Annotated in this window: 19 protein-coding genes and 1 tRNA gene; 16 read left to right on the top strand and 4 right to left on the bottom strand. The window is 63.8% G+C overall.

All coding sequences use genetic code 11. From position 1 onward, the window contains the following. Positions 1–114 precede the first annotated feature (114 nt). Entirely contained in the window at positions 115–702 is a 588-nt protein-coding gene (locus tag H3Z74_RS09705) for a hypothetical protein (protein WP_187763664.1), read from the bottom strand. Then, positions 654–2,273, bottom strand: coding sequence for a KAP family P-loop NTPase fold protein (locus H3Z74_RS09710; protein ID WP_187763665.1), 1,620 nt, complete (start codon positions 2,271–2,273; stop codon positions 654–656). Before H3Z74_RS09710 ends, H3Z74_RS09705 begins: the two co-directional genes overlap by 49 nt. A gap of 336 nt (positions 2,274–2,609) precedes the next feature. On the opposite strand from H3Z74_RS09710, the gene H3Z74_RS09715 reads away from it, so the two are divergent. The 15 genes from H3Z74_RS09715 to H3Z74_RS09785 all read left to right on the top strand — a co-directional run bounded on the left by H3Z74_RS09715 (position 2,610) and on the right by H3Z74_RS09785 (position 19,760). Then, positions 2,610–3,596 carry an AraC family transcriptional regulator gene (locus tag H3Z74_RS09715; RefSeq protein WP_187763666.1) on the top strand — a complete coding sequence of 329 codons (987 nt, stop codon included), beginning with the start codon at positions 2,610–2,612 and terminating at the stop codon, positions 3,594–3,596. Between the two features lie 58 nt (positions 3,597–3,654). Continuing rightward, positions 3,655–4,872, top strand: coding sequence for an MFS transporter (locus H3Z74_RS09720; RefSeq protein ID WP_187763667.1), 1,218 nt, complete (start codon positions 3,655–3,657; stop codon positions 4,870–4,872). Between the two features lie 96 nt (positions 4,873–4,968). Next, entirely contained in the window at positions 4,969–5,832 is an 864-nt protein-coding gene (locus H3Z74_RS09725) for a hypothetical protein (RefSeq protein WP_187763668.1), read from the top strand. 231 nt (positions 5,833–6,063) lie between these two features. Further along, positions 6,064–6,552 carry a helix-turn-helix domain-containing protein gene (locus H3Z74_RS09730; protein ID WP_187763669.1) on the top strand — a complete coding sequence of 163 codons (489 nt, stop codon included), beginning with the start codon at positions 6,064–6,066 and terminating at the stop codon, positions 6,550–6,552. Then, positions 6,539–8,089: a terminase gene (locus tag H3Z74_RS09735; RefSeq protein ID WP_187763670.1), complete on the top strand. Its 1,551-nt coding sequence runs from the start codon at positions 6,539–6,541 to the stop codon at positions 8,087–8,089. The genes H3Z74_RS09730 and H3Z74_RS09735 overlap by 14 nt, the downstream gene beginning before the upstream one ends. A gap of 420 nt (positions 8,090–8,509) precedes the next feature. After that, positions 8,510–9,439, top strand: a complete 930-nt coding sequence (locus tag H3Z74_RS09740) for a DUF481 domain-containing protein (RefSeq protein ID WP_229727001.1) — start codon at positions 8,510–8,512, stop codon at positions 9,437–9,439. A gap of 52 nt (positions 9,440–9,491) precedes the next feature. Further along, complete coding sequence (locus H3Z74_RS09745; RefSeq protein WP_187763672.1) at positions 9,492–10,700, top strand: hydrolase; 1,209 nt, start codon at positions 9,492–9,494, stop codon at positions 10,698–10,700. A gap of 51 nt (positions 10,701–10,751) precedes the next feature. Continuing rightward, on the top strand, positions 10,752–11,714 hold the full coding sequence (locus H3Z74_RS09750; protein WP_187763673.1) for an arginine N-succinyltransferase: 963 nt from the start codon (positions 10,752–10,754) through the stop codon (positions 11,712–11,714). After that, positions 11,715–12,968, top strand: coding sequence for an N-succinylarginine dihydrolase (locus H3Z74_RS09755; protein WP_187763674.1), 1,254 nt, complete (start codon positions 11,715–11,717; stop codon positions 12,966–12,968). Positions 12,969–13,063: 95 nt separating this feature from the next. Beyond that, positions 13,064–13,282, top strand: a complete 219-nt coding sequence (locus tag H3Z74_RS09760; protein ID WP_187763675.1) for a hypothetical protein — start codon at positions 13,064–13,066, stop codon at positions 13,280–13,282. Positions 13,283–13,351: 69 nt separating this feature from the next. Further along, on the top strand, positions 13,352–14,254 hold the full coding sequence (gene cysD, locus H3Z74_RS09765; protein ID WP_187763676.1) for a sulfate adenylyltransferase subunit CysD: 903 nt from the start codon (positions 13,352–13,354) through the stop codon (positions 14,252–14,254). Positions 14,255–14,346: 92 nt separating this feature from the next. Continuing rightward, positions 14,347–16,287 (top strand): sulfate adenylyltransferase subunit CysN, encoded by a 1,941-nt coding sequence (gene cysN, locus H3Z74_RS09770; protein ID WP_229727002.1) that lies wholly within the window; start codon positions 14,347–14,349, stop codon positions 16,285–16,287. Next, positions 16,284–17,048: a 3'(2'),5'-bisphosphate nucleotidase CysQ gene (locus H3Z74_RS09775; RefSeq protein ID WP_229727003.1), complete on the top strand. Its 765-nt coding sequence runs from the start codon at positions 16,284–16,286 to the stop codon at positions 17,046–17,048. The genes cysN and H3Z74_RS09775 overlap by 4 nt, the downstream gene beginning before the upstream one ends. 88 nt (positions 17,049–17,136) lie before the next feature. Further along, positions 17,137–18,105, top strand: coding sequence for a magnesium/cobalt transporter CorA (gene corA / locus H3Z74_RS09780; RefSeq protein WP_187763679.1), 969 nt, complete (start codon positions 17,137–17,139; stop codon positions 18,103–18,105). Next, positions 18,096–19,760 (top strand): FAD-dependent oxidoreductase, encoded by a 1,665-nt coding sequence (locus H3Z74_RS09785; protein WP_187763680.1) that lies wholly within the window; start codon positions 18,096–18,098, stop codon positions 19,758–19,760. Before corA ends, H3Z74_RS09785 begins: the two co-directional genes overlap by 10 nt. 70 nt (positions 19,761–19,830) lie before the next feature. On the opposite strand, the gene H3Z74_RS09790 is transcribed toward H3Z74_RS09785, so the two are convergent. Next, positions 19,831–20,349 carry a DUF3617 domain-containing protein gene (locus H3Z74_RS09790; protein WP_187763681.1) on the bottom strand — a complete coding sequence of 173 codons (519 nt, stop codon included), beginning with the start codon at positions 20,347–20,349 and terminating at the stop codon, positions 19,831–19,833. Positions 20,350–20,885: 536 nt separating this feature from the next. Continuing rightward, positions 20,886–20,962: transfer RNA gene (locus tag H3Z74_RS09795), tRNA-Arg, on the bottom strand. 142 nt (positions 20,963–21,104) lie between these two features. On the opposite strand from H3Z74_RS09795, the gene H3Z74_RS09800 reads away from it, so the two are divergent. After that, positions 21,105–21,590 (top strand): hypothetical protein, encoded by a 486-nt coding sequence (locus tag H3Z74_RS09800; protein ID WP_229727004.1) that lies wholly within the window; start codon positions 21,105–21,107, stop codon positions 21,588–21,590.

Consider the following 21,590-nt stretch of genomic DNA (forward strand, 5'->3'; position numbering starts at 1 on the left):
ACCAAACTGCTCAGTTTTGGCCGCAAGACGTCTGGCAGCTTTCGATCATGGGGCAGAAAAAGTAGCTGCACTAATGAACGCCTTGTCACCCGTGAGACGTGCTGCAGATGATCACTAGAAGCGATCCTTCAGGCCGGCGAGAAAATGCTCGGCGGCGCTGTGGTCGTCCTTGCCGTCCGCCACCATCTGCTCTGCAATCGCCTGCAACTTATCGACATCGAGCAACTTCGAGAGACTGTCGCGACTAACCGTGTAAATTCGCTGGCCGACCATATCGCCGAACGAATGCGAAGTGCCCTCGCCAGTGAAGGTCTTCATCAACCAAGCGGCGAAGCTGGGCTCGTCGAATTTACTCGCGATCCAGTCGTGCACCGTCGCTTCACTCGTTAGGTTTGCCCAAGTCCACATCATGCCAGCGGCATCGTCGAATTGGACAAGCGCGCCCGACGCTGCGTCCCGCGCGATCCGCGTCGCCAGCGCCTGTTCTAGATCTACCACCGCCGCGAGTGGCAGGCTGCGTTCGTGCTCGCTCTTTGCTTCTTGATCGCCGGCGCGGCCATGTTCGACACTCATCCTCGTCACCATATACGTAGCAAATATAGGCGATGGTCCCTCGACCGCTTCGGCAAGAAGCGCCGCGCGCCCTTCAGGAGTCAACTTAGCGAGCACCGGCTCGATAGCGAATGAGACCGCCCAGCGCATCGGCAAATCCTCCGGAGTGCGCTGGCCATCAATAGGATTAAAAAAAGGTCGGCCGCCGCGAGCAGCGCGCGGCCCGTTTTCTCGGCGTCGGCGACCGCAACATCATCCGCTCGCGCCATCAGCGCATTAAGCAGTACGCTCGCTCTGGTGCCGCCGGCGCGTCGGTGCGCATCGACAAAAGATTGAACCGCTGCGCGGGTCTTCGCCGGATCGTCAAAGCTTGTCCGGAATGCCTCGATCTCAGCCGACGAGATGATGCCATCCCCCAGTCCCAGACTAAAATAGACTGGAAATCGCCGCTTGGACGACACACGGCGCTCGCGCTCTGTCTGCCGCCAATCTCCGCCATGCCAAGTGTTCGAAAAGATCGCATCGAGCCGCGGGAAGAGATAGGGTAATGCGCGCTTCACACGGCTATGTCGGTGTTCATCGACTGTGGCGAGAAGCATCTGTCCGAAAGCGTCGCGATCCTCACGGCCACCGTGATGCGGCTCGGCACCGGTCAACTCGTCAGGATGGTGGCGGATGAACCTGTAGAGCGCCGGTTCGAATAGGCGCATTGTCTCGATCGCGATGAAGTCGGGGATATCGACTTCCCCTTTTACGGCCGGCCATGCCATGGCGATCGCGTTAGCCAGCCTGCCTACATCGCGCGCGGTACGCAGCCAAGGTGCGACCGCTCCATGCAGGATATTGCCCCACCGCACGACGTCAATTACCGGCTCGTCGCCGACAATCAAGCTGAGTCGATGCACGAACAGCCGATTGAGATCGGTTTGCGCTACCGGCGGCAAATCGAAAGACGCTTGAACGATCTTCTCAAGCCATTCGGGGCCGTCGGGATCGGAAGGTCGTTCGAGTGCGCGGACCGCGATGTCACGGTCGAACACGAGGAGATAGGTCACGCGCGGTAGATCCGCGACCGACTTCACGAGCCGGAAAATTTGTCGGATTTCGTCGGCGACAAGTCTGTCGACGTCGTCGATGATCACGACAATGTTGCGCTTCTCGTTGCGGAGGGCTTTGGCGAGATCATCGCGGACATTCTCCAGACTGCGCTCGTCAGGGATTTCCTCGCCCGCGGCCTTGATCGCATCGGCGATCGGTTTCGCGAGCACGCCCGCCGGCGTCCAAGCCAGTGCAGCCGAGACGAGATCGGTTGCGCCGGTCACCTTCTTCGCGATAAGCCGCAGGCCGTCGCGGACCCCGACCGACAGCTTTTGGCCGATCGAGGCGTTTAGTTCGCCAAAAAATGCGCGCGTTAAGTCTTTTTGTTCGGAGAACCACCAGGGGTTGAACCGCACAACGATCGTTCGTGTATCCTCGTCGAGGATCGCCTCGCGCTTGGCCAGCGCATCGACAACCATGTTAACCGCGGAGGTCTTGCCGCTGCCCCATTTGCCGTGGACCGCGATCACCAAGCCGTCGTCACCAGCGCGCGAAGCGAGACCCGCCGCAATCGCTTCGGCGAAATCGCGATAGCCGAGTTCATCTTCCTCGAGCTTGGTGCGCGGCCGGTCGGCTGTGATCTCGCCCGGCGCTTCAGCCGCATTTGGCGTTTCGTTGCTCATTTAATCAATGTCTCGCGCGTCGTTATGGGCAAGATAATGCACGCGGTCGGAGCAACAAGCTAATCACATTAGGCCATCTGCCGAACACATTACGGTGACAGTTTACTTAACCCCTGACCCGCCCGCAATCGGCTGATGCTGTATAGATGGTTGAATGCGCCCGTATCAAATGCGCCCGTATCAGTTGTGCGCTGGCCTTGGCCAACCCGGTTCAAAACAGGATCTGGCAAGGATTTAAGCAAGCAGCCCGACGCCACACGGAAGACTCTCGCCTCAACCTCACCGCCCTCTCATCACCCAGTTGCGACCCAGACGCCCGGCACATAAATCACCCAAATGCCCACCCCATCGTCCAGCCCCTCCCCACCCCCAGTCGCGATGGACGCGCTCAGCCAGGTCCTGCAGGACTTCCGCCTGAGCGGCGTCAATTATGGCCGCTGCGAACTCCGGCACCCCTGGAGCATCGGCTTCCCGCATCAGGACCTGCTGCGCTTCCACTTCGTCAGCAAGGGGCCATGCTTCATCCACACCGAGGCGCAGGGCTGGCAGCCGCTCAATGACGGCGATCTGGTGTTGTTGCCGCAAGGCATCGCGCACCGGCTGGCCAGCTCTCCCCATGTCGTCAACGACTGCCTCAAGGAGTGTCAGGTGGTCGGGCTGGGCGGCAATGTCTGTGAGGTCGTGCGCGAAGGGACCGGCGCGACCAGCACGCTTTTCTGCGGCTCCATGGCGCTGGACGCGTATGCGCTTCACCCCCTGATCAACCTGATGCCGCCACTGATCAAGGGCTGTGACGTGGCCGCCAGTGATCCGATCATCGGCCCCTTGCTGGAGGCCATGACCGTGGAGGCGTCGCAACCGCGCATGGGCAGCGCCACGATCCTGTCGCGCATGGCCGATCTGCTCACCGCGCGGCTCATCCGCTGCTGGGTGGATGGTGCCGACAGTTCGACCATCGGCTGGCTCGCCGCGATCCGCGACCCCCATCTCGGCCGTGTCCTGGCCGCCATCCACCGCGACCCCGGCCATGGCTGGACGCTCGAAAGCCTCGCCGCGCTGGCCGGCCAGTCGCGATCGGTCTTTGCCGAACGCTTCAGCACGGTCCTTGGCGAAGGTGCGGCGCGCTACCTCGCAGGCTTGCGCATGCAGCTTGCCCGCGAATGGCTCGGCCAGGGCAACCAGTCGGTCGCCGCGGTCGCCGGCCGCCTGGGCTATAAGTCCGAGGCATCGTTCGCTCGCGCCTTCAAGCGCATCACGCGCGTCTCGCCGGGCATTGTGCGCCGCACCAATTCCGGACGAATAGGCATGGAATTCGGATCATAGGATACAGATAATCCGAAAACGCCACCCTATATAGGCCCTCCCATCCAGGAGGTTCTTCATGTCCGACACGATAGCCCTGCACCTCGACGGCGCGGCGACAACCAGCGACAGCCCCGCGCCGGACGAAGCCGCATGGGGCGCATCGACCTGGTTTGCGGTCCTCTCGATGGCGGCCGCCAGCTTTGCGCTGGTCTCGGCCGAATTCCTGCCCGCCGGCCTGCTGACGCCGATGGCGCGCGATCTCGGCGTCAGCCAGGGCGTCGCCGGGCAGGTCGTCACCGCCACCGCCTCGGTCGGCGCCGTGACCGCCTTGTTCAGCAATGTGTTGATCGGCCGGTTGAACCGCAAGACTGTGCTGGTCGGCCTCAGCGCCCTGGCGATCGGCTCCAACATCCTTGCCGCGCTGGCGACCGATTTCTGGTGGTTGCTGCTCGGCCGGGCCGGGCTCGGCATCGCGCTCAGCGGCTTCTGGGCGCTGTCGGTCGCGGTCGTGGCGCGGGTGGCCGGGGTCAATTCGATCGGCCGAGGCATGGCGATCGTCACGCTCGGCGTATCGCTTGCCACCATCGCGGCGCCGGCGCTGGGCGCATTGATCAGCGACTGGCTGGGCTGGCGCGTCGCGATGGCGATGACGGCGGGGCTGGCCGCGCTCGCCATGCTGCTACAGGCGCTGAGCCTCCCGAGCTTGCCGGCAACCACCAGCAACAGCCTCTCCGACGTCCTGCGGCTGACGCGGCGGCGTGGCATCCAGCTCGGCATGCTCGCCATTCTCTTGCTGATGACGGGGCATTTCGCCGGGTCGGTCTATGTCCGCCCCTTCCTCGAACAGGTGGCGCTGCTGCCGACGGTTCCCATTGCTCTCGCGCTGCTCGGGTTCGGCATCGCCGCAGTGGTCGGCAATGTCGCCGGTGGCCGCCTGGCCGATGCGAATATCCGCATGGCCCTGGTGACCACCAGCGCGCTGATGGGGCTGGCCGCCTTCGCCCTGGTGCTCGCCGGCGCGCATGTCGCGGTCGCCTTCATCTTCGTGACGCTGTGGGGCTTCGCGTTCGGCATGGCGCCGGTGGTGCTGCCGACCAACCTGTCTCGCGCCGCGCCCGACGCACTGGAGGCGACGGGCAGCCTGATGGTCGTCTCGTTCCAGGTCGCCATCACCATCGGCGCGGTGGTCGGCGGCTATGCCGTGGACACCTATGGCGCAATCGCGCCGCTGACCCTCACCGCCATCCTTGCCGCATCCACGGTCGTACTGGCGCTGCTTCAGCGCCGCAGTTGAGTCCGGCGCGGGGAAGCACATTCATTCGGGGCGAAGCGAGACATTGAAACCGCCAGCATCCGGTGCTTGAAGACGGATCGAGCATCCGGGGGATATATGGCGGTAATGATCAAACCAGTGAAGATATTGGCGATGCTCTGCGCCGCCGCTTCCGTGTCCGTCGCGGCGGCAATGCCCGCGCCTGCGCAAATCGCCAGTGGTGGTGGTGATGCCGGCAAAACTCCGTTCACCGCCGAAACGCACGACGTGCCGCCGATCGAGATCGACCCCGCAATACTCTCCATCGCGGAACGGTATCGCCATACGACGCAATGGGGCGGCGTGGTGCCTGCGCTGGAAAAGCAGATCACCTGCGAGATCGGCGATGACGGCGCGATCGACCGCCGCACCTGCCAGCCCGACAGCTGGTCGGATCGGGAGCAGTCGCTCGCAATACAGCTGCTGCGTGCCATGGCCCCATCGGCACTGCCGGTCTTTCCGGCGATCGACCGCGCAGCCCTTGGGTTGCCGCCGCGTGCCGTTTCTCCATTCTGGAGCACGGCGATAAATTTTAGCGCCCATGCCCCGGAAGGAAACAAGCCACCTTTCTTCAGGCTGGCAAGACTGACGGTGCGAACCCGGGAGATGCCCCGGCCATCGATCGACCTCACCACTGGTGTGCTGGTTGATGTCAGGCAGATCGTGCTGCAAGCCGGCACCGCTCTTCGAGGGGATAATTATCCGGCGCGAGCGAGGCGTGAGGCACGCGCGGGCGCTCAGCTATTCGAATGTCAGGTCCAAACGGATCGGTCGGTCATCTGCCAGGATATATCCTTCGATCCCCCGGAAAACGCACCCTATTTCACGGGTATGGCTGATCGCCTGTATATGCGTGCGATCGTCAAGGAGCAGCTGGAGAACGGCGACAACGCGATTGGGGTGCGGTTCCGACCCAAAATACGCTGGGCGCTGCCGGACTGAGCCAATGCTGCTGTCGCGCCGGGCCGGCAATTCTATTTCGGGGGGCACAATACTTATCTCGCTATGCGTGCCTCGCATAAATTCATAAGATATTGATATAATTATATATTTATGCGCCGCTAGCGATGGCCGCGCGCCAGCGATATGGAACAAACCGGTGTCCCATATCTCCCCGCGCCTTTTATCGCGCCCTCGATTCAAACCCCCTGCAATCGCCATTATCCCGGCAGCATGGAAACACGCCCTTCAACCTTCGACCCCGACTATGTCCGCCAGGCGCAGGAGCTCTACGCCGAGGGCTTGACCGATCGCGAGCTTGCCGCAGCATTCGGCGTCTCGCGCAGCACCATCTTCCGCTGGCGCGCCGCCTATCCCGAATTCGCCGAGGCGACCCGGCTCGGGAAGGATGTGGCCGACGACCGTGTCGAACGCGCGCTGTACGAGCGTGCGATCGGCTATGAGGAGGAAGCGGTCAGCGTCTACTACCCGACCGGCACGACGGAGCCGGTGATCGTGCGCTACCAGCGCGAAGTCCGCCCCGATGCCGCCGCCGCGCTGCAATGGCTGCGCGCGCGCCGCCCCGGACTCTGGGCACGACCGACCCCGCCGCCTGAGAAGGATAGGAATTGGGCCGAAGAACTCCGCAAGGCGGCCGCCCGGGTCGCCAACCGGAAATCGCCGGAATCTCACGAGGCACTGCGCTATCATGCCCGAGAATAATCCAGCGGCCGACGCCGCGCCGGACGATGATCTTGTCGAGTATATGCATGCCTTCAGGCTTGATCCTCTCGCCCATGCCGACTTCGCCTATCGTTGGGGCGAAGGCGCGCTGAAGGGCGTTAGCGGCCCGCGCGCATGGCAATGCGAGGTGATGGAGGTGATCCGGGAGCATCTCCAAAACCCTGCCACCCAGCACACCCCATGCCGCATCGCCCGCGCTTCGGGCCACGGCATCGGCAAATCGGCGCTGATCGCGATGCTGATCAAATGGGGCCTCGATACCGGCGTCGACACGCGCGTCGTCGTCACCGCCAACACCGAAAACCAACTCCTCACCAAGACCGCGCCAGAACTGGCGAAATGGTCCAACCTGTCACTGACCAGCGACTGGTTCCGGGTCGGCGCGACGTCGCTCGTCTCGACCACCCCGGGCCATGACCGAAGCTGGCGCGCCGATCTGGTCACCTGGAGCCTCACCAACACCGAGGCATTCGCTGGCCTGCACAATCAGGGCAAGCGCCTGATCCTGGTGTTCGACGAAGCCAGCGGCATTCCCGCTAAAGTATGGGAAGTGGCGCTCGGCGCACTGACCGACGAGGAAACGGAGATCATCTTCCTCGCCTTCGGCAACCCGACCAGCAACTCCGGCGCATTCCGAGATTGCTTCGGCGCGCACCGCCATCTGTGGAACACGGCGCAAATCGACAGCCGCAAGGTCGAGGGCACCAACAAGGCCTATCTCGATGAGCTGGTCGCGACCTATGGCGAGGACAGCGACATTGTGCGGGTCCGGGTGCGCGGCCAGTTCCCCAGCGCCTCCTCGATGCAGTTCATCGCCAGCAACGTGGTCGATGCAGCCCGCGTCCGCGAGTTCCACAATCTCGTCAGCGATCCGATCATTTTCGGGCTCGATTGCGCGCGCTTTGGCGATGATCATTCGACGCTCGCCATCCGCTGCGGCCGCGATGCGCGCAGCCGGCCGTGGCAGCGCTGGCGCCAGACCGATGCGATGACGCTGGCCGGCGATGTCGCGCTGGCGGCGCAGCAATACCGGCCCGATGCGATCTTCGTCGATGCCGGCAATATCGGTGCCGCGGTGGTCGACCGGTTGCGCCAGCTCGGTGTCGCCAATGTCCATGAAGTCTGGTTCGGCGGCAAGGGCGAAGACGCCGCCTGGTCGGGCGATATGCGGGTCAGGACCGCCAACAAGCGCTCCGAGATGTGGAGCAACATGCGCGGCTGGCTGGAGGCCGGCGCGATCCCCGACGACGACGCACTGGCCACCGATCTGACCGGGGTCGAATATGGCTATGCCGCCGATCAGGTCTCGATCCTGCTCGAAAAGAAACAGCATATGAAAGCGCGCGGGTTGGCCTCGCCCGACGATGCCGATGCGCTCGCGCTGACCTTCGCCGCACCGGTCCTGCCGCGTGAGGAACTGGTGTGGCCCGAGATGTATCGCCGCGTGCGCAAACTCACCGAGGAGGAGGAATGGGAGCAACTCTATGCCGATTTACGACCCGGAAACTGGGATTGAGCTCGATCGCGAACCTTTTCTTTCTGCTTCCCCGGCGAAGGCCGGGGCCCAGGCGGGAAGCAGTTGTTGGCTGGCGCTTCGCTTCGTTACCACGATCTTCCCGACTGGGCCCCGGCCTTCGCCGGGGAACACGCAAGATAGATCACGGCTCGCGCAGAGGCGCGGAGGACGCAGAGAGGATGCGCGCCACGAAACGGTCAATCCGCAAGGAACGACCGCTCCGCAAGCAGGCAAGTATCGAAGCGCGATGACCGCGCCTGAAAAAACCTCCGCGTCCTCCGCGCCTCCGCGCGCGCCCTCTTCCTGCCCCGCCATCGGAACGACGGATCTGACCACCCCCGCGATCAAATGACCCCAACCAACGATATTTTGTTGCTGCACCCGGTTCCGGAACAATGCTTTGGACGCTATGCCCGACTGGTGCGCATCCTCCCCACCCTGCCCGCCGCTTCGTTGCTGCCCGCCGCCGTGCTGCTGCTCGCCGCCCCACTCCTCCTCGCCAACGCCGATCCGGCGGCGATTCCGCCGCAGGTCAGGGCCATGCTCGACGCGGCCCTTGCTTCGGGCAATGACGGCGAGGTCGCGACGATCGTCAAATATGCCCGCGCCGCCGCGCCCGATAATGCCGATGCGATCGCCGCGATCGCCGCTGCCTGGCGCGCCGACCGCCTGGCCAAGCTGCAGGAAAAGCTGCGCGAGGCGGGGCCGTTCGATCTCTGGAAAGGCCGCGCCGAGATTGGCGGCTATTTCACCACCGGCAATACCGAGAATATCGGCCTCAGCGCCGCGCTCGACCTGCAGCGCGAGACGCTGCGCTGGCGCCACAAGGTCCGGCTCGCCGCGGATTATCAGGAAAGCCTGGGACTGGTCAGCCGCGAGCATTATCTCGCCGCCTATGAGCCCAATTTCAAATTCGGCGAGCGCGGCTATGTCTATGGCGCGGCACAATATGAAAGCGACCGGTTCCTCGGCTATACCGACCGCTATTCGGCGTCGCTGGGCGCCGGATACAGCGCGATCAAGCAGCCGGGCATGAAACTGGATGTCGAACTCGGCCCGGCCTATCGCCACACCAACTACACCGATACGACGGTGGAGAGCAGCATCGCCGCGCGCGGCTCGATCGATTTCGACTGGAAATTGTCGAGCGCCATCACGCTCAGCCAGGATGCCTCGGCCTATATCCAGCATTTCAACAGCAGCATCACCGGCACCACCGCGCTGAACGCCAAGCTGATCGGCCCGCTTGCCGCAAAACTTTCCTACAGCGTGCAATATGAAAGCATGCCGCCGATCGGGCGTGTCGGTACGGACACCACCAGCCGCGCGTCTTTGGTCTATAGTTTCTGAAGCGCAACCAAAGTGGGTGGAGCGGGGCCATCTGACTCGCTAGACGAGGCCGATGTCCGTTCTTTCAACTGCAGAATCAGACGCGCTCGATGTCGCACGCAGCCAGCCGATGCTGGCGCAGGTCGAACGCTGGAGCGAGATCAACAGCGGCACGCGCAATCTCGCCGGCCTTGAAAAAGTCGCCGCCTTGCTGGTCGACGAATTCTCCGCACTCCCCGGCGAGATCGCCCTGGTCGAGCCCGAGGCAGCGGAAAGCGTCGGTATGGACGGCACCGTCACCCCGCTCGCGCATGGCAGGCATCTCCATCTCAGGGTCCGCCCCGACGCACCGGCACAGATGCTGTTCACCGGCCATATGGACACGGTCTATCCGGTCGATCACCCGTTCCAGTCGCTGACCTTCCGCGATGACGGCACGCTCAACGGCCCGGGCGTCGCCGACATGAAGAGCGGCTTGGCGCTGATGCTCGCCGCGCTCAAATCGGTCGAGGCGTCGCCGCTGCGCGACCGGATCGGCTATGAGGTGGTGATCAATTCCGACGAGGAAACCGGCTCCTTCTCCTCCGCCGGCCTGATCGCGCGCGCCGCCCGCGGCAAGATCGCCGCGCTGACCTATGAGCCCGCTCTGCCCGACGGCACGCTGGCCGGCGCACGTGGCGGCACGGGCAATTTCTCGATCGTCGTCCATGGCCTCAGCGCCCATGCCGGCCGCAATCCCGAGGACGGGCGCAATGCGATCGTCGCGGCAGCCGATCTCGCGCTGCGCCTGACTCAGGCGCGCGGCCCCCGGCTGGCGGTCAACCCGGCGCGGATCGATGGCGGCGGACCGAACAATGTCGTCCCCGACCTCGCCATCCTGCGCGTCAATTTCCGCCCCGCCACGCTGGAGGAGATCACTCGCGCCCGGGCGCATATCGACAGCGCGGTGGCGATGGTCGCCGCCGGGCATGATGTCCGGATCGAAGTCCATGGCAGCTTCAACCGTCCGCCCAAGCCGATCGATGACGGGGCAGCAAAATTGTTCGACCTGGTCAAACATGCCGGCGCCGATCTCGGCCTCGACATTGCCTGGCGCCATTCGGGCGGCGTGTGCGACGGCAATAATATCGCGGCCTGCGGCGTGCCGGTGGTCGACACGATGGGCGCGCGCGGCGGCGCGATTCACTCACCCGACGAATTCCTTATCATCGACAGCCTGGGCGAGCGCGCCGCGCTCTCCGCCCTCACCATCATGCGTATCGCCGAACGGGGACTTTCATGAATTTTTCGCATCCGCGCCGCCGGTCAAGGGGACCTGCAGGCGCTCTATGAAATGGCCAAGCTGACCGGGGGCGGTTTCACCAATTTGCCGCCCGACCGCGCCTCGCTGCAGACCAAGCTCGACCGCGCGGCGCAGGCCTTTGCGCGCGATGACGATGCGCTTGGCGACGATCTGTTCGTCCTCGTGCTGGAAAATGTCGATACCGGCGAAGTGCGTGGCACCTGCCAGCTCTTCTCTCAGGTCGGGCAACGCTATCCCTTTTACAGCTACCGGCTCAGCACCCTGTCGCAGCACAGCAAGGAATTGAACCGCACTTTCCACGCCGAAAATCTGGCGCTGACCACTGACCTTGAAGGCGCGAGCGAGGTCGGCGGGCTGTTCCTTCACCCCGGCGAACGCGCCGGCGGGCTCGGCATGCTGCTCGCGCGCAGCCGCTATCTGTTCATCGCCAATCATCGTGCGCGTTTCGCCGACCGGATCCTCGCCGAATTGCGCGGCATCATCGACGAAGCGGGCGGCTCGCCCTTCTGGGACGGGCTGGCCGGGCGGTTCTTCGGAATGAATTTCCAGGACGCCGATCAGTTCAATGCGATCCATGGACATCAATTCATCGCCGACCTGTTCCCGCAGCATCCGATCTACACTGCGATGCTGTCGGAAAGCGCGCGTGCGGCGATCGGCCTGCCACACCCGTCCGGCCGCGCCGCGATGCGCATGCTGGAAAATGAAGGCTTCGCGTTCGAACGCTATGTCGACATTTTCGACGGCGGCCCGACCATGACCACCAAGACCGACAATGTCCGCACCATCCGCGAAGCGGTGACCACCCAGGTCGTCGCGGTAGATGACGAAGGCGGCGATCAGGCACTGGTCGCCACCGGCCGGCTGGCCGATTTTCGCTGCTCGCACGCCCGCATTCGCCGGGGTGACGACGGCATCACGATCGACCAGGCCTGTGCGGCGGCGCTCGGCGTCGGTCCGGGCGATATGGCAAGCTATGCGGGGCGCGTCTGAATGCTGACCGAGATCAATTTCGACGGGCTGATCGGCCCGAGCCACAATTATGCCGGGCTCAGCCATGGCAATCTCGCCGCGACCAATAATGCCGGCAAGGTATCGCAACCGCGCGCCGCGGCGCTGGAGGGCATCTCCAAGATGCGCGCCAATATCGCGCTCGGCCTGACTCAGGGCATCTTGCTGCCCTTGGCGCGGCCCGATCACGACTGGCTCGAAAGCCTCGCCACCAGCTATGCCGATGCCGCCCCGCATCTTCAGGCACAGGCCTTGTCGGCCTCGGCGATGTGGGCCGCCAATGCCGCGACCGTCTCGCCCGCGCCCGATACCGCCGACGGGCGGTGCCATCTCAGCGCCGCCAATCTCGTCACCATGCCGCATCGCAGCCATGAATGGCGCGGCACGCTCGCGCAGTTGCGCATTGCCTTTGCCGACCCCGCCTTCGCCGTTCATGACGCCGTTCCGGCGCCGTTCGGCGATGAGGGCGCGGCCAACCATATGCGGCTCTGCGTCGAACATGGCCGGCCCGCGGTCGAAGTGTTCGTCTATGGCGTATCGGGCGGCCCCTTCCCTGCCCGCCAGCACCGCGAAGCCAGCGCCAGCGTGGCGCGGCGTCATCGGCTCGATCCGGCGCGCACCCTGTTCGTCGCGCAATCCGAAGCGGCGATCGCCGCCGGCGCATTCCACAATGATGTCGTGGCGGTCGCGAACGAGCGCGTGCTGTTCACCCATGAACTGGCGTTCGAGGGCAAGGAAGGGTTCTACAAGGAACTGCGCGACCGGTTGCCCGAAGTCGAGATCGTCGAAGTCCCGGCAGCGCGAGTCAGCCTGGCCGACGCCGTCTCATCCTATCTGTTCAACGCGCAGCTCGTCACTTTGCCTTCCGGCGGCATGGCGCTGATCCTGCCCGAGGAAGCACGCGAAAATGCCGCGGTCTGGTCCTGGCTGCAGGACATGGTGGCGGGCAATGGCCCGATCCGCCATCTCGAAGTTGTCGATGTGCGCCAGTCGATGGCCAATGGCGGCGGCCCGGCCTGTCTGCGGCTGCGCGTCGTATGCGACCCGGCAAAGGTCGATCCGCGCTTTCTGGTCGATAACGCGAAACTCGACCGCATCGCCGCGGTGGTCGCGGCGCATTGGCCCGAACGGATCGATTCCGCGATGATCGCCGATCCGGCACTGATCGCGACGATCGAGCGAGCGCGCACGGCGCTGCTGGAGGCGCTCGGCCTCAACGAACTTGGGCCTCGATGAACGTAAGATTGTCGGATTAATTGACAGGTAACCATATTCGTTAAAACGAAACCGCGCGTTTCCGCCATTGGTCCGCTGCTTGCTTCATCACTGGCATGTGGACCAAATTCGCCAGATTGTTCGTCATCAAGTCCAAGTTCGAGGCGTTCCTGGTCATTTATGGCCTTGGCCTCGGCGCGGTCGAACGCGGGGTGCATTACCTCCATCAATATCCCGGGGTCGGCGGCTGGCTGCTCTTCTCGGTCTGCCCGGTCGCGGTGTTCATGGCGGGTGCGCGAATCCTCGATTCGATCGAGCGCCAACAGGCCGACTGACCCTCAGCTTTAAGGCGCAACAGCATAAGTTGATCGCGCCGCGGCAATTCGCCACTATCTGAGGCGAGAATGAGCGTCACCCTTACCCATCTCCAGCGCCTCGAAGCCGAGAGCATCCATATCATGCGCGAAGTCGTCGCCGAGGCCGAGCGCCCGGTGATGCTCTATTCGGTCGGCAAGGATTCGGCGGTAATGCTGCACCTGGCCAAGAAAGCCTTTTTCCCCGCGCGACCACCCTTCCCTTTGCTCCATGTCGATACGACCTGGAAATTCCGCGACATGTATGCGCTGCGCGACCGCGCCGCAGCGGCGGCCGGCATGGAGCTGATCGTCCACAAGAATCCCGATGCCGAGGCGCGCGGAATCAATCCGTTCGATCATGGCAGCCTGCATACCGATCTGTGGAAGACCGAGGGGCTGAAACAGGCGCTTGAGGCCGGCGGCTATGATGCGGCGTTCGGCGGCGCGCGGCGCGACGAGGAAAAGAGCCGCGCCAAGGAACGGATCTTCAGCTTCCGCTCGGCGCATCAGCGCTGGGATCCGAAAAACCAGCGCCCCGAATTGTGGCGGCTCTACAATACGCGCAAGGCCAAGGGCGAAAGCTTCCGCGTCTTCCCGCTGTCCAACTGGACCGAGCTCGATATCTGGCAGTACATCCTGGCCGAGAATATCGAGATCGTTCCGCTCTATCTCGCCGCACCACGCCCGACCGTGGAGCGCGACGGACTGCTGCTGATGGTCGATGACGATCGTTTCCGGCTCCGCCCCGGCGAAGCGCCGGTCGAACGCTCGATCCGCTTCCGCACCCTTGGCTGCTACCCGCTGACCGGCGCGGTCGAGAGCGAGGCAGCAACCTTGCCCGAGGTGATTCAAGAAATGCTGCTGACCACTACAAGCGAGCGTCAGGGCCGCGCGATCGACCATGATCAGAGCGCGAGCATGGAAAAGAAGAAGGCGGAGGGCTATTTCTGATGAGCAACGCTCCCCTCAACCGTCATTCCCGCGAAAGCGGGAATCCCGCTTCTTCTTCTGTCGCGACCGAGACAAGGCAGCGGGATCCCCGCTTGCGCGGGGATGACGAAGGTCATGGCGATCATCTCTATACTCCCGACGCATTGATCGCCGCCGATATCGGCGCCTATCTCGCGCTGCATCAGCGCAAGTCGCTGCTGCGCTTCATCACCTGCGGCTCGGTCGATGACGGAAAATCCACCCTGATCGGGCGCCTGCTCTACGATTCGAAAATGATCTTCGAGGATCAACTCGCTGCGCTCGAAGCCGACAGCAAGCGGGTCGGGACGCAGGGGCAAAATATCGATTTCGCACTTCTGGTCGACGGCCTCGCCGCCGAGCGCGAACAGGGCATCACCATCGACGTCGCCTATCGCTTCTTCGCGACCGAAAAGCGCAAATTCATCGTCGCCGATACGCCCGGCCACGAACAATATACCCGCAACATGGTCACCGGCGCATCGACCGCCGACTGCGCCGTGATCCTGATCGACGCGCGCAAGGGCGTGCTGACTCAGACGCGGCGCCACAGCTTTCTCGCCCATCTGGTCGGCATCCGCCACATCGTGCTGGCGGTGAACAAGATGGACCTGGTCGATTACCGCCAGATCGTGTTCGACCAGATCGTGGCCGATTATGCCGACTTCGCCGCATCGATCGGGATCGATACCTTCACCGCCATCCCGCTGTCAGGCCTGGCCGGCGACAATATCGCCAGCCGTTCCGAGGCGATGCCATGGTATCAGGGACCGGCGCTGATCGAGCATCTCGAGGCGATCGACCTGGAGGGCGATGCGGCACAGGCAGGTCCGTTCCGTATGCCGGTCCAATGGGTCAACCGGCCCGACCTCGATTTCCGCGGCTTTGCCGGATCGATCGCGACCGGATCGATCCGGTCGGGAGACGCGGTGCGCGTCCTGCCCTCCGGGCGCACCAGCACGATTGCACGGATCGTGACGATGGACGGCGACCTGCACGAAGCAGTTGCCGGCCAGTCGGTGACGCTGACGCTCGCCGACGAGGTGGATTGCTCACGTGGCGATGTGATCGTCGCCGCAGCGGCACCGCCACAGGTCGCCGACCAGTTCCAGGCAACCTTGGTGTGGATGGCGGAGGAGCAACTGCTTCCGGGTCGCGCATATTGGCTGAAACTGGCGACCCAGACAGTCAGCGCGACGATCCAGCAGCCGCGCCATGCGATTGACGTGAATACGCTGGCCGAACTGTCGGTGAAGACGCTCGGCCTCAACGATATCGGCGTGACCGAAGTCTATACCGACCGGCCGATCGTCTTCGAACCCTATGCCGATTCGACCGATCTCGGTGGCTTCATCCTGATCGACAAGCTGACCAATGCGACCGTCGCAGCGGGCACGCTGACCTATGCGTTGCGCCGCTCGCAGGACGTGCACTGGCAGGCGGTCGATATCACCCGCGCCGCGCATGCCGCGCAAAAGGGGCAGAATCCAAAATTGCTCTGGTTCACCGGCCTGTCCGGGTCGGGCAAATCGACCATCGCCAATCTGGTCGAGAAGAAACTGCACGCGCTGGGCCGCCATAGCTTCCTGCTCGACGGCGACAATATCCGCCATGGCCTCAACAAGGATCTCGGCTTCACCGATGCCGACCGGATCGAGAATATCCGCCGCGTCGGTGAAGTCGCCAAGCTGATGACCGATGCCGGGTTGATCGTGCTGACCGCCTTTATTTCGCCGTTCCGCGCCGAACGCGAGCTGGTCCGCGGCATGCTGCCTTATGGTGAGTTCGTCGAGATCTTCATCGACACGCCGCTCGACGTGGCGGAGGCGCGCGACGTGAAGGGGCTCTATGCCAAGGCGCGCAGCGGCGCGATCGCCAATTTCACCGGCATTTCCAGTCCTTACGAGGCACCGGTCAATCCCGATGTCCGCGTCGACACGACACGCGAAACGCCGGAGGCCGCCGCCGAACGGATCGTCGAACATATCATGGGCGTGTGGAGTCCGGACCTTTGACACAGACGCTGCAAACCGATGCCGAACTGGCCCGCGCCGTGGCGCTGGAGGCAGGAGACTTGCTCCGCACGCTGTGCGCCACCGGGGATTGCTCGGGCGCAACGCTTGGCAAGCGCGGCGACGAACGCGCCAATGCCGCGATCATTGCGCATCTGCGCACCGCGCGACCGGACGACTTCATCCTGTCCGAGGAAGCCGCTGACGACCGCGCGCGCTGTTCGGCGCGACGCGTCTGGGTGGTCGATCCGCTCGACGGCACGCGTGAATTTTCCGAGGAACGCGACGATTGGGCGGTGCATATCGGCCTGGCGATCGATGGCGTGCCGGTCACCGGCGCGGTCGCCCTGCCCGCCGCGCACAAGGTGTTCGTCACTGACGACACGCCGCCCGAATACCCGCCGCTCGGCACTCGCCCGCGCATGGTGGTCAGCCGCTCGCGCCCGCCCGAGATTGCACTTGCCGTCGCCGCAGCACTCGATGCGGAAATGATCCCGATGGGCTCGGCCGGCGCCAAGGCGATGGCGGTGGTCGAGGGTCGCGCCGACATCTACCTCCATGCCGGCGGCCAGTATGAATGGGACAATTGCGCACCGGTCGCCGTGGCCCTGGCGGCCGGGCTGCACGCCTCGCGCATCGACGGCAGTGCGCTGGTTTATAATTGCGTCGATCCGCTCCTGCCCGACCTGCTGATCTGCCGCGAGGAACTGGCTGACCGGGTTCTGGCGGCGATCCGGGACGCCGGCCAGTCACCGGGCGGCTGACAGGTGCTGGGTTGAGCGCATTTCGGAACGCGACGTTTCGCACGCGCTTTGCTACCTCCGGCGCTCCGAGACGTCGAATGAGGTGCCCGTGAGCGTAATCGCTGCCTTTCTCTACCGTGACGGCCAGCGCATCCGGCCGATCGAAATCGACGAACCGACGCCGTGCCATGGCGACAAGAAGGAATTCGTGTGGATCGGCCTGCACGAGCCGACCGATGCCGAACTGGAGACGCTGCAGGAGAAATTCGGCCTGCACCCGCTGGCGGTCGAGGATGCCCAGAACAAGCATCAATTGCCCAAGATCGACGTGTATGGCGACCAGCTGTTCGTCGTCGCCCGCACCGCGCATCTGAACGACGATCATATCGACTATGGCGAAACCGCGATCTTCGTCGGCCCCAATCACATCATCACCGTCCGTCACGGCTCCGCCCGGGCGCATAGCGGCCTGCGCGCGCATCTCGAGGCGGCACCCGGGCTCTTGCGCCACGGCGTCGATTATGTCCTCCACGCCATTCTCGACTTCATCGTCGATGGCTATCTGCCGATCGTCGAGACGATCGAGGAGGAAGTGCTCGAGATCGAGACCCAGACCATGGATGCATCGCTGTCATACGACGACACCAAGCGCCTGTTCACGCTGCGTCGCGAGGTGATCCGATTCCAGCGCGTGATCGGCCCGATGGGCGAGGTGACGAGCAAATTGTTCAACCTCGACGTGCCGTGCATCGACGCCGAGACAAAGCCCTATTTCAAGGACGTGCTCGATCATGTCCGGCGGGTCGAAAATATGGTCGGCGGCCTGCGCGACGTGCTGACCTCCGTATTCGAGGTCAGCACCCTGCTCGAACAGCAGCGCCAGGGCGCGATCACCCGCCAGCTCGCCGCCTGGGCCGCGATCCTCGCCGTGCCGACCGCGATCGCCGGTATCTACGGGATGAACTTCGAATATATGCCGGAGCTCAAGACCAAATACGGCTATTTCGTCACGGTCGCGGTGATCCTGGCGCTGTGCACCGCGCTTTATGTCCGGTTCCGGCGCGTCAAATGGCTGTAACGATCGACGATCATGACGAGACGCCGCCGGCACTCGTCCCGGTGCAGCGCCGCGAACAGATGTATCCCATTCTATCGGCCGACGACATCGCCCGCGTCGCCCGGTTTGGCGGGCAGCGCAGCTATCAGGCGGGCGAGCGGCTCTTCGCCACCGGTGATCGCGGCATCGGGCTGCTGGTCGTGCTCTCGGGGCGTGTATCGATCGTCCAGCATGACGGCGCCGGCCATGTCAGCCCGATCACTGAACATGGGCCGGGATCGCTGATCGGCGAAATCTCCAGCCTGTCCGGCCGTCCCGCGTTGGTCGATGCGGACGCCGCAGAGCCCGTAGACGCGCTGATCCTCAAGCCCGCCGACCTGCGCGCGCTGATCGTTGCCGAGGCCGATCTTGGCGAACGGATCATGCGTGCGCTGATCCTGCGTCGGACTCGCCTGATCGATGCGGCGGCGGGCGGCCCGATCCTGATCGCGCCGGGCGACGATCCCGGCCGCGTCCGGATCGCCGGCTTCCTGCGCCGCAACGGCCTGCCCTTCCGGTCGCTCGATCCGGCGACGGACGACGAAGCGGCGGATATCGTCGCGCATCTTCAGCCGGTGCCGACCGATTGGCCGCTCGCGATCCTGCCCGACGGCACCGTGCTCCGCGCGCCGTCCGATACCGACATCGCGGTCGCCATGGGCATGATCGGCAAACCCGACGACCAATGCGTCTATGACGTGGCGATCGTCGGTGCGGGGCCGGCAGGCCTGGCCAGCGCGGTCTATGCGGCCTCCGAAGGCCTGTCGGTGCTGGTGCTCGATGCGCGCGGCTTTGGCGGCCAGGCTGGCGCCAGCGCACGAATCGAGAATTATTTCGGCTTCCCGACCGGCATCACCGGCCTGGCGCTGACCGCGCGCGGCTTTGTCCAGGCGCAGAAATTCGGTGCCGAGATCGCCATTCCAGCCTGTGTCAGGACGCTGGAATGCAGCGACGCCAACGGCATCCACCGGCTGCATATCGACGATGGCCGTATCTATCGCGCGCGCAGCGTGGTTATCGCATCGGGTGCGCGGTACCGCCGCCCTGCCCTGACCCGGCTCGAAGAGTTCGAGGGACGCGGTGTGTGGTACTGGGCCTCCCCGGTCGAGGCGCAATTCTGCAGCCGGCAGGAAATCATCCTGGTCGGCGGCGGCAATTCGGCGGGTCAGGCAGCGGTCTATCTTGCCGGCCATGCCGCCAAGGTACGGATGATGGTCCGCGGCGATGGGCTGGCCGCCACCATGTCGCGCTATCTGATCGACCGCATCGCCGCCAACCCACGAATTGAACTGATGAGCCGGACCGAGGTGGTCGCACTGGATGGCGGCACTGCCGGGCTGGAGCAGGTGACCTGGAAGAATCGCGATTCGGGGCACAGCATGGAAGCGCCGATTCGCAATGTGTTCATGTTCGTGGGCGCCGATCCGGCAACCGAATGGCTCGGCGAATGCGCCGTGCTACCGGATGAAAAGGGCTTTATCGCCACCGGCCAGGATGCGCTGACCCTGCAGACCAGTGTGCCCGGTGTCTTTGCGATCGGCGATGTCCGGGCGGGATCGGTCAAGCGCGTCGGCGGCGCGATCGGTGAAGGGGCGGCGGTGGTCGCCCAGATCCATCAATATCTGGCACGCAATTGACCCGAACTGCTGCAGCCTTTCAGCAGCGTCCAGCTTGGGAGGGGAAGCGATCTTCCCCTCCCTCACCGGATCAGCCAGCCGTTTTGGGCTGCATGTCCGCCGGGCAAGCGCCCTGATACTTCGCTTCGATGACGACCTTGGTTTCCTTCTGCGCCGCGGGCGGCAGGTTCGGGCCCTTCATCGTCGTGGCCATCTCGACCTTGTAGGCGCTGGACATATCACCCGTGACGCTGCCCTTGGTCGTCATGGTCATACCGTTGGACGTGCACTCCGAATCGATGTCATAGCCCGATCCATTGGACGTCACATTGCTCTTGGTGCAGTTCGCGCCCGCCTGCTTCGCAACGAATGGATTGTCGCCGGGCTTGGTCTCTCCGACGCAAACCTTCATTGCCGGGACCGCAACGCCCATCGACGTCGTCTTGAGCTCCCAAAGGCCTGCCTTGGGCATTTTCGCGGCAGCCGGGGCTGCCGGTGCAGCATCTACCGTGTTGGCGGCGGTATCGCCCGCCTTGGTGCCGCCCGAGCAGGCACCGAGCAGAAGGAGGCCGGCAACTGCGGCGCAAGCTGACAATGAACGGGTACGCATAGACATTTCGCTCCTGTTGGTGGGTCGGCGGGGGCCGACCCTTGCGGCCGTTCCGATTCATCGGAGTTTTCGGCACGCGGTCAGTTCATCCAATGGATAAAGTTCAGCGTCAAGATTGGCCGGAGCACGGCACGAAAAACTTCCGTTCGATAAAAGTCTTGTAACAACCTATCCTCATTCATTGGCGAGTCCGGCGAGTACATGCCGGGATTTTGGAAGGATCTTTGATCATTTCTTTAATGAAACGAATATGCATACGCTCTCTATCGCTCAATAATTTATACATTTGCTCGAATATGGCATATAAAAGCTGAAATTTGACGGGATGATTTTCTCGAATCCCTTTTTGTCGGCCGCTAAAAGCGGCAGATCAAACCACTCACATCGAAATCACCAGTCAGGAAAATCATTTTCCGTCGCGGCAACCGAATCGCGATGGCGACGGCGCGCGAGATCCGACAAATCTAAAAAAGTCGGAATTCCGACTGGGGAAAGTCGGAACGGTCCCCGAGGGGAAAGTTAAGCTATTGAAAAATTGGCGCACCCGGAGCGATTCGAACGCCCGACCCTCAGATTCGTAGTCTGATGCTCTATCCAGCTGAGCTACGGGTGCGCACTGGAAGGGGGCTCATAGAGGCGTGATGCGCGGGGCGCAAGTGCGTTGCGCATGCTTGATGCGACGCATAGAGCAATAAGCGATGATGCACCGCCAAACTCCTGCCCGCCCCCTTGCTCGGCCCCTTGCGCGCCTCGCCTTGATCGCGGGTTTCACCCTGATCGCAACCGGCTGTGCGGAGCGGAGCAAGGGGCCTTATCCTTCGCTGTTGCCGCGCCCAATCGAATCGCGTGGCGACGCCGAGCCGGTGGTTGCGCCGGTCGCGCTTGAGCCGGATCCGGCACTCGACCGGCGGATTACCGAGGTCGGTGCGACGATCAACACCGCGAAAAAGGATTTCGCAACTGCCGCAACCAGAGCGCAAGCTTTGGCTAAAGCAGCCCAAGGCCAGGCAGTCGGCAGTGATCGCTGGATCGAAGCGCAGACTGCGCTGGCCGAGCTGGACGCGTTCCGCGCGACATCGTCAGCAGCACTCACCGATCTGGAAGATGCGACGATCGCACGCGCCGCGGCAGGAAAGCCGCCTTATCCTTCGCTTGAAGCCGCTCGCGACGCGGCGCAGGCCGAACTGGACCTGCAGACAAAAAGGATTGAAACCCTGCAAGCCTCGATGCCCGCAGTCTGA

It is taken from the genome of Sphingomonas alpina (assembly GCF_014490665.1).
Taxonomy (GTDB): Bacteria; Pseudomonadota; Alphaproteobacteria; order Sphingomonadales; family Sphingomonadaceae; genus Sphingomonas; species Sphingomonas alpina.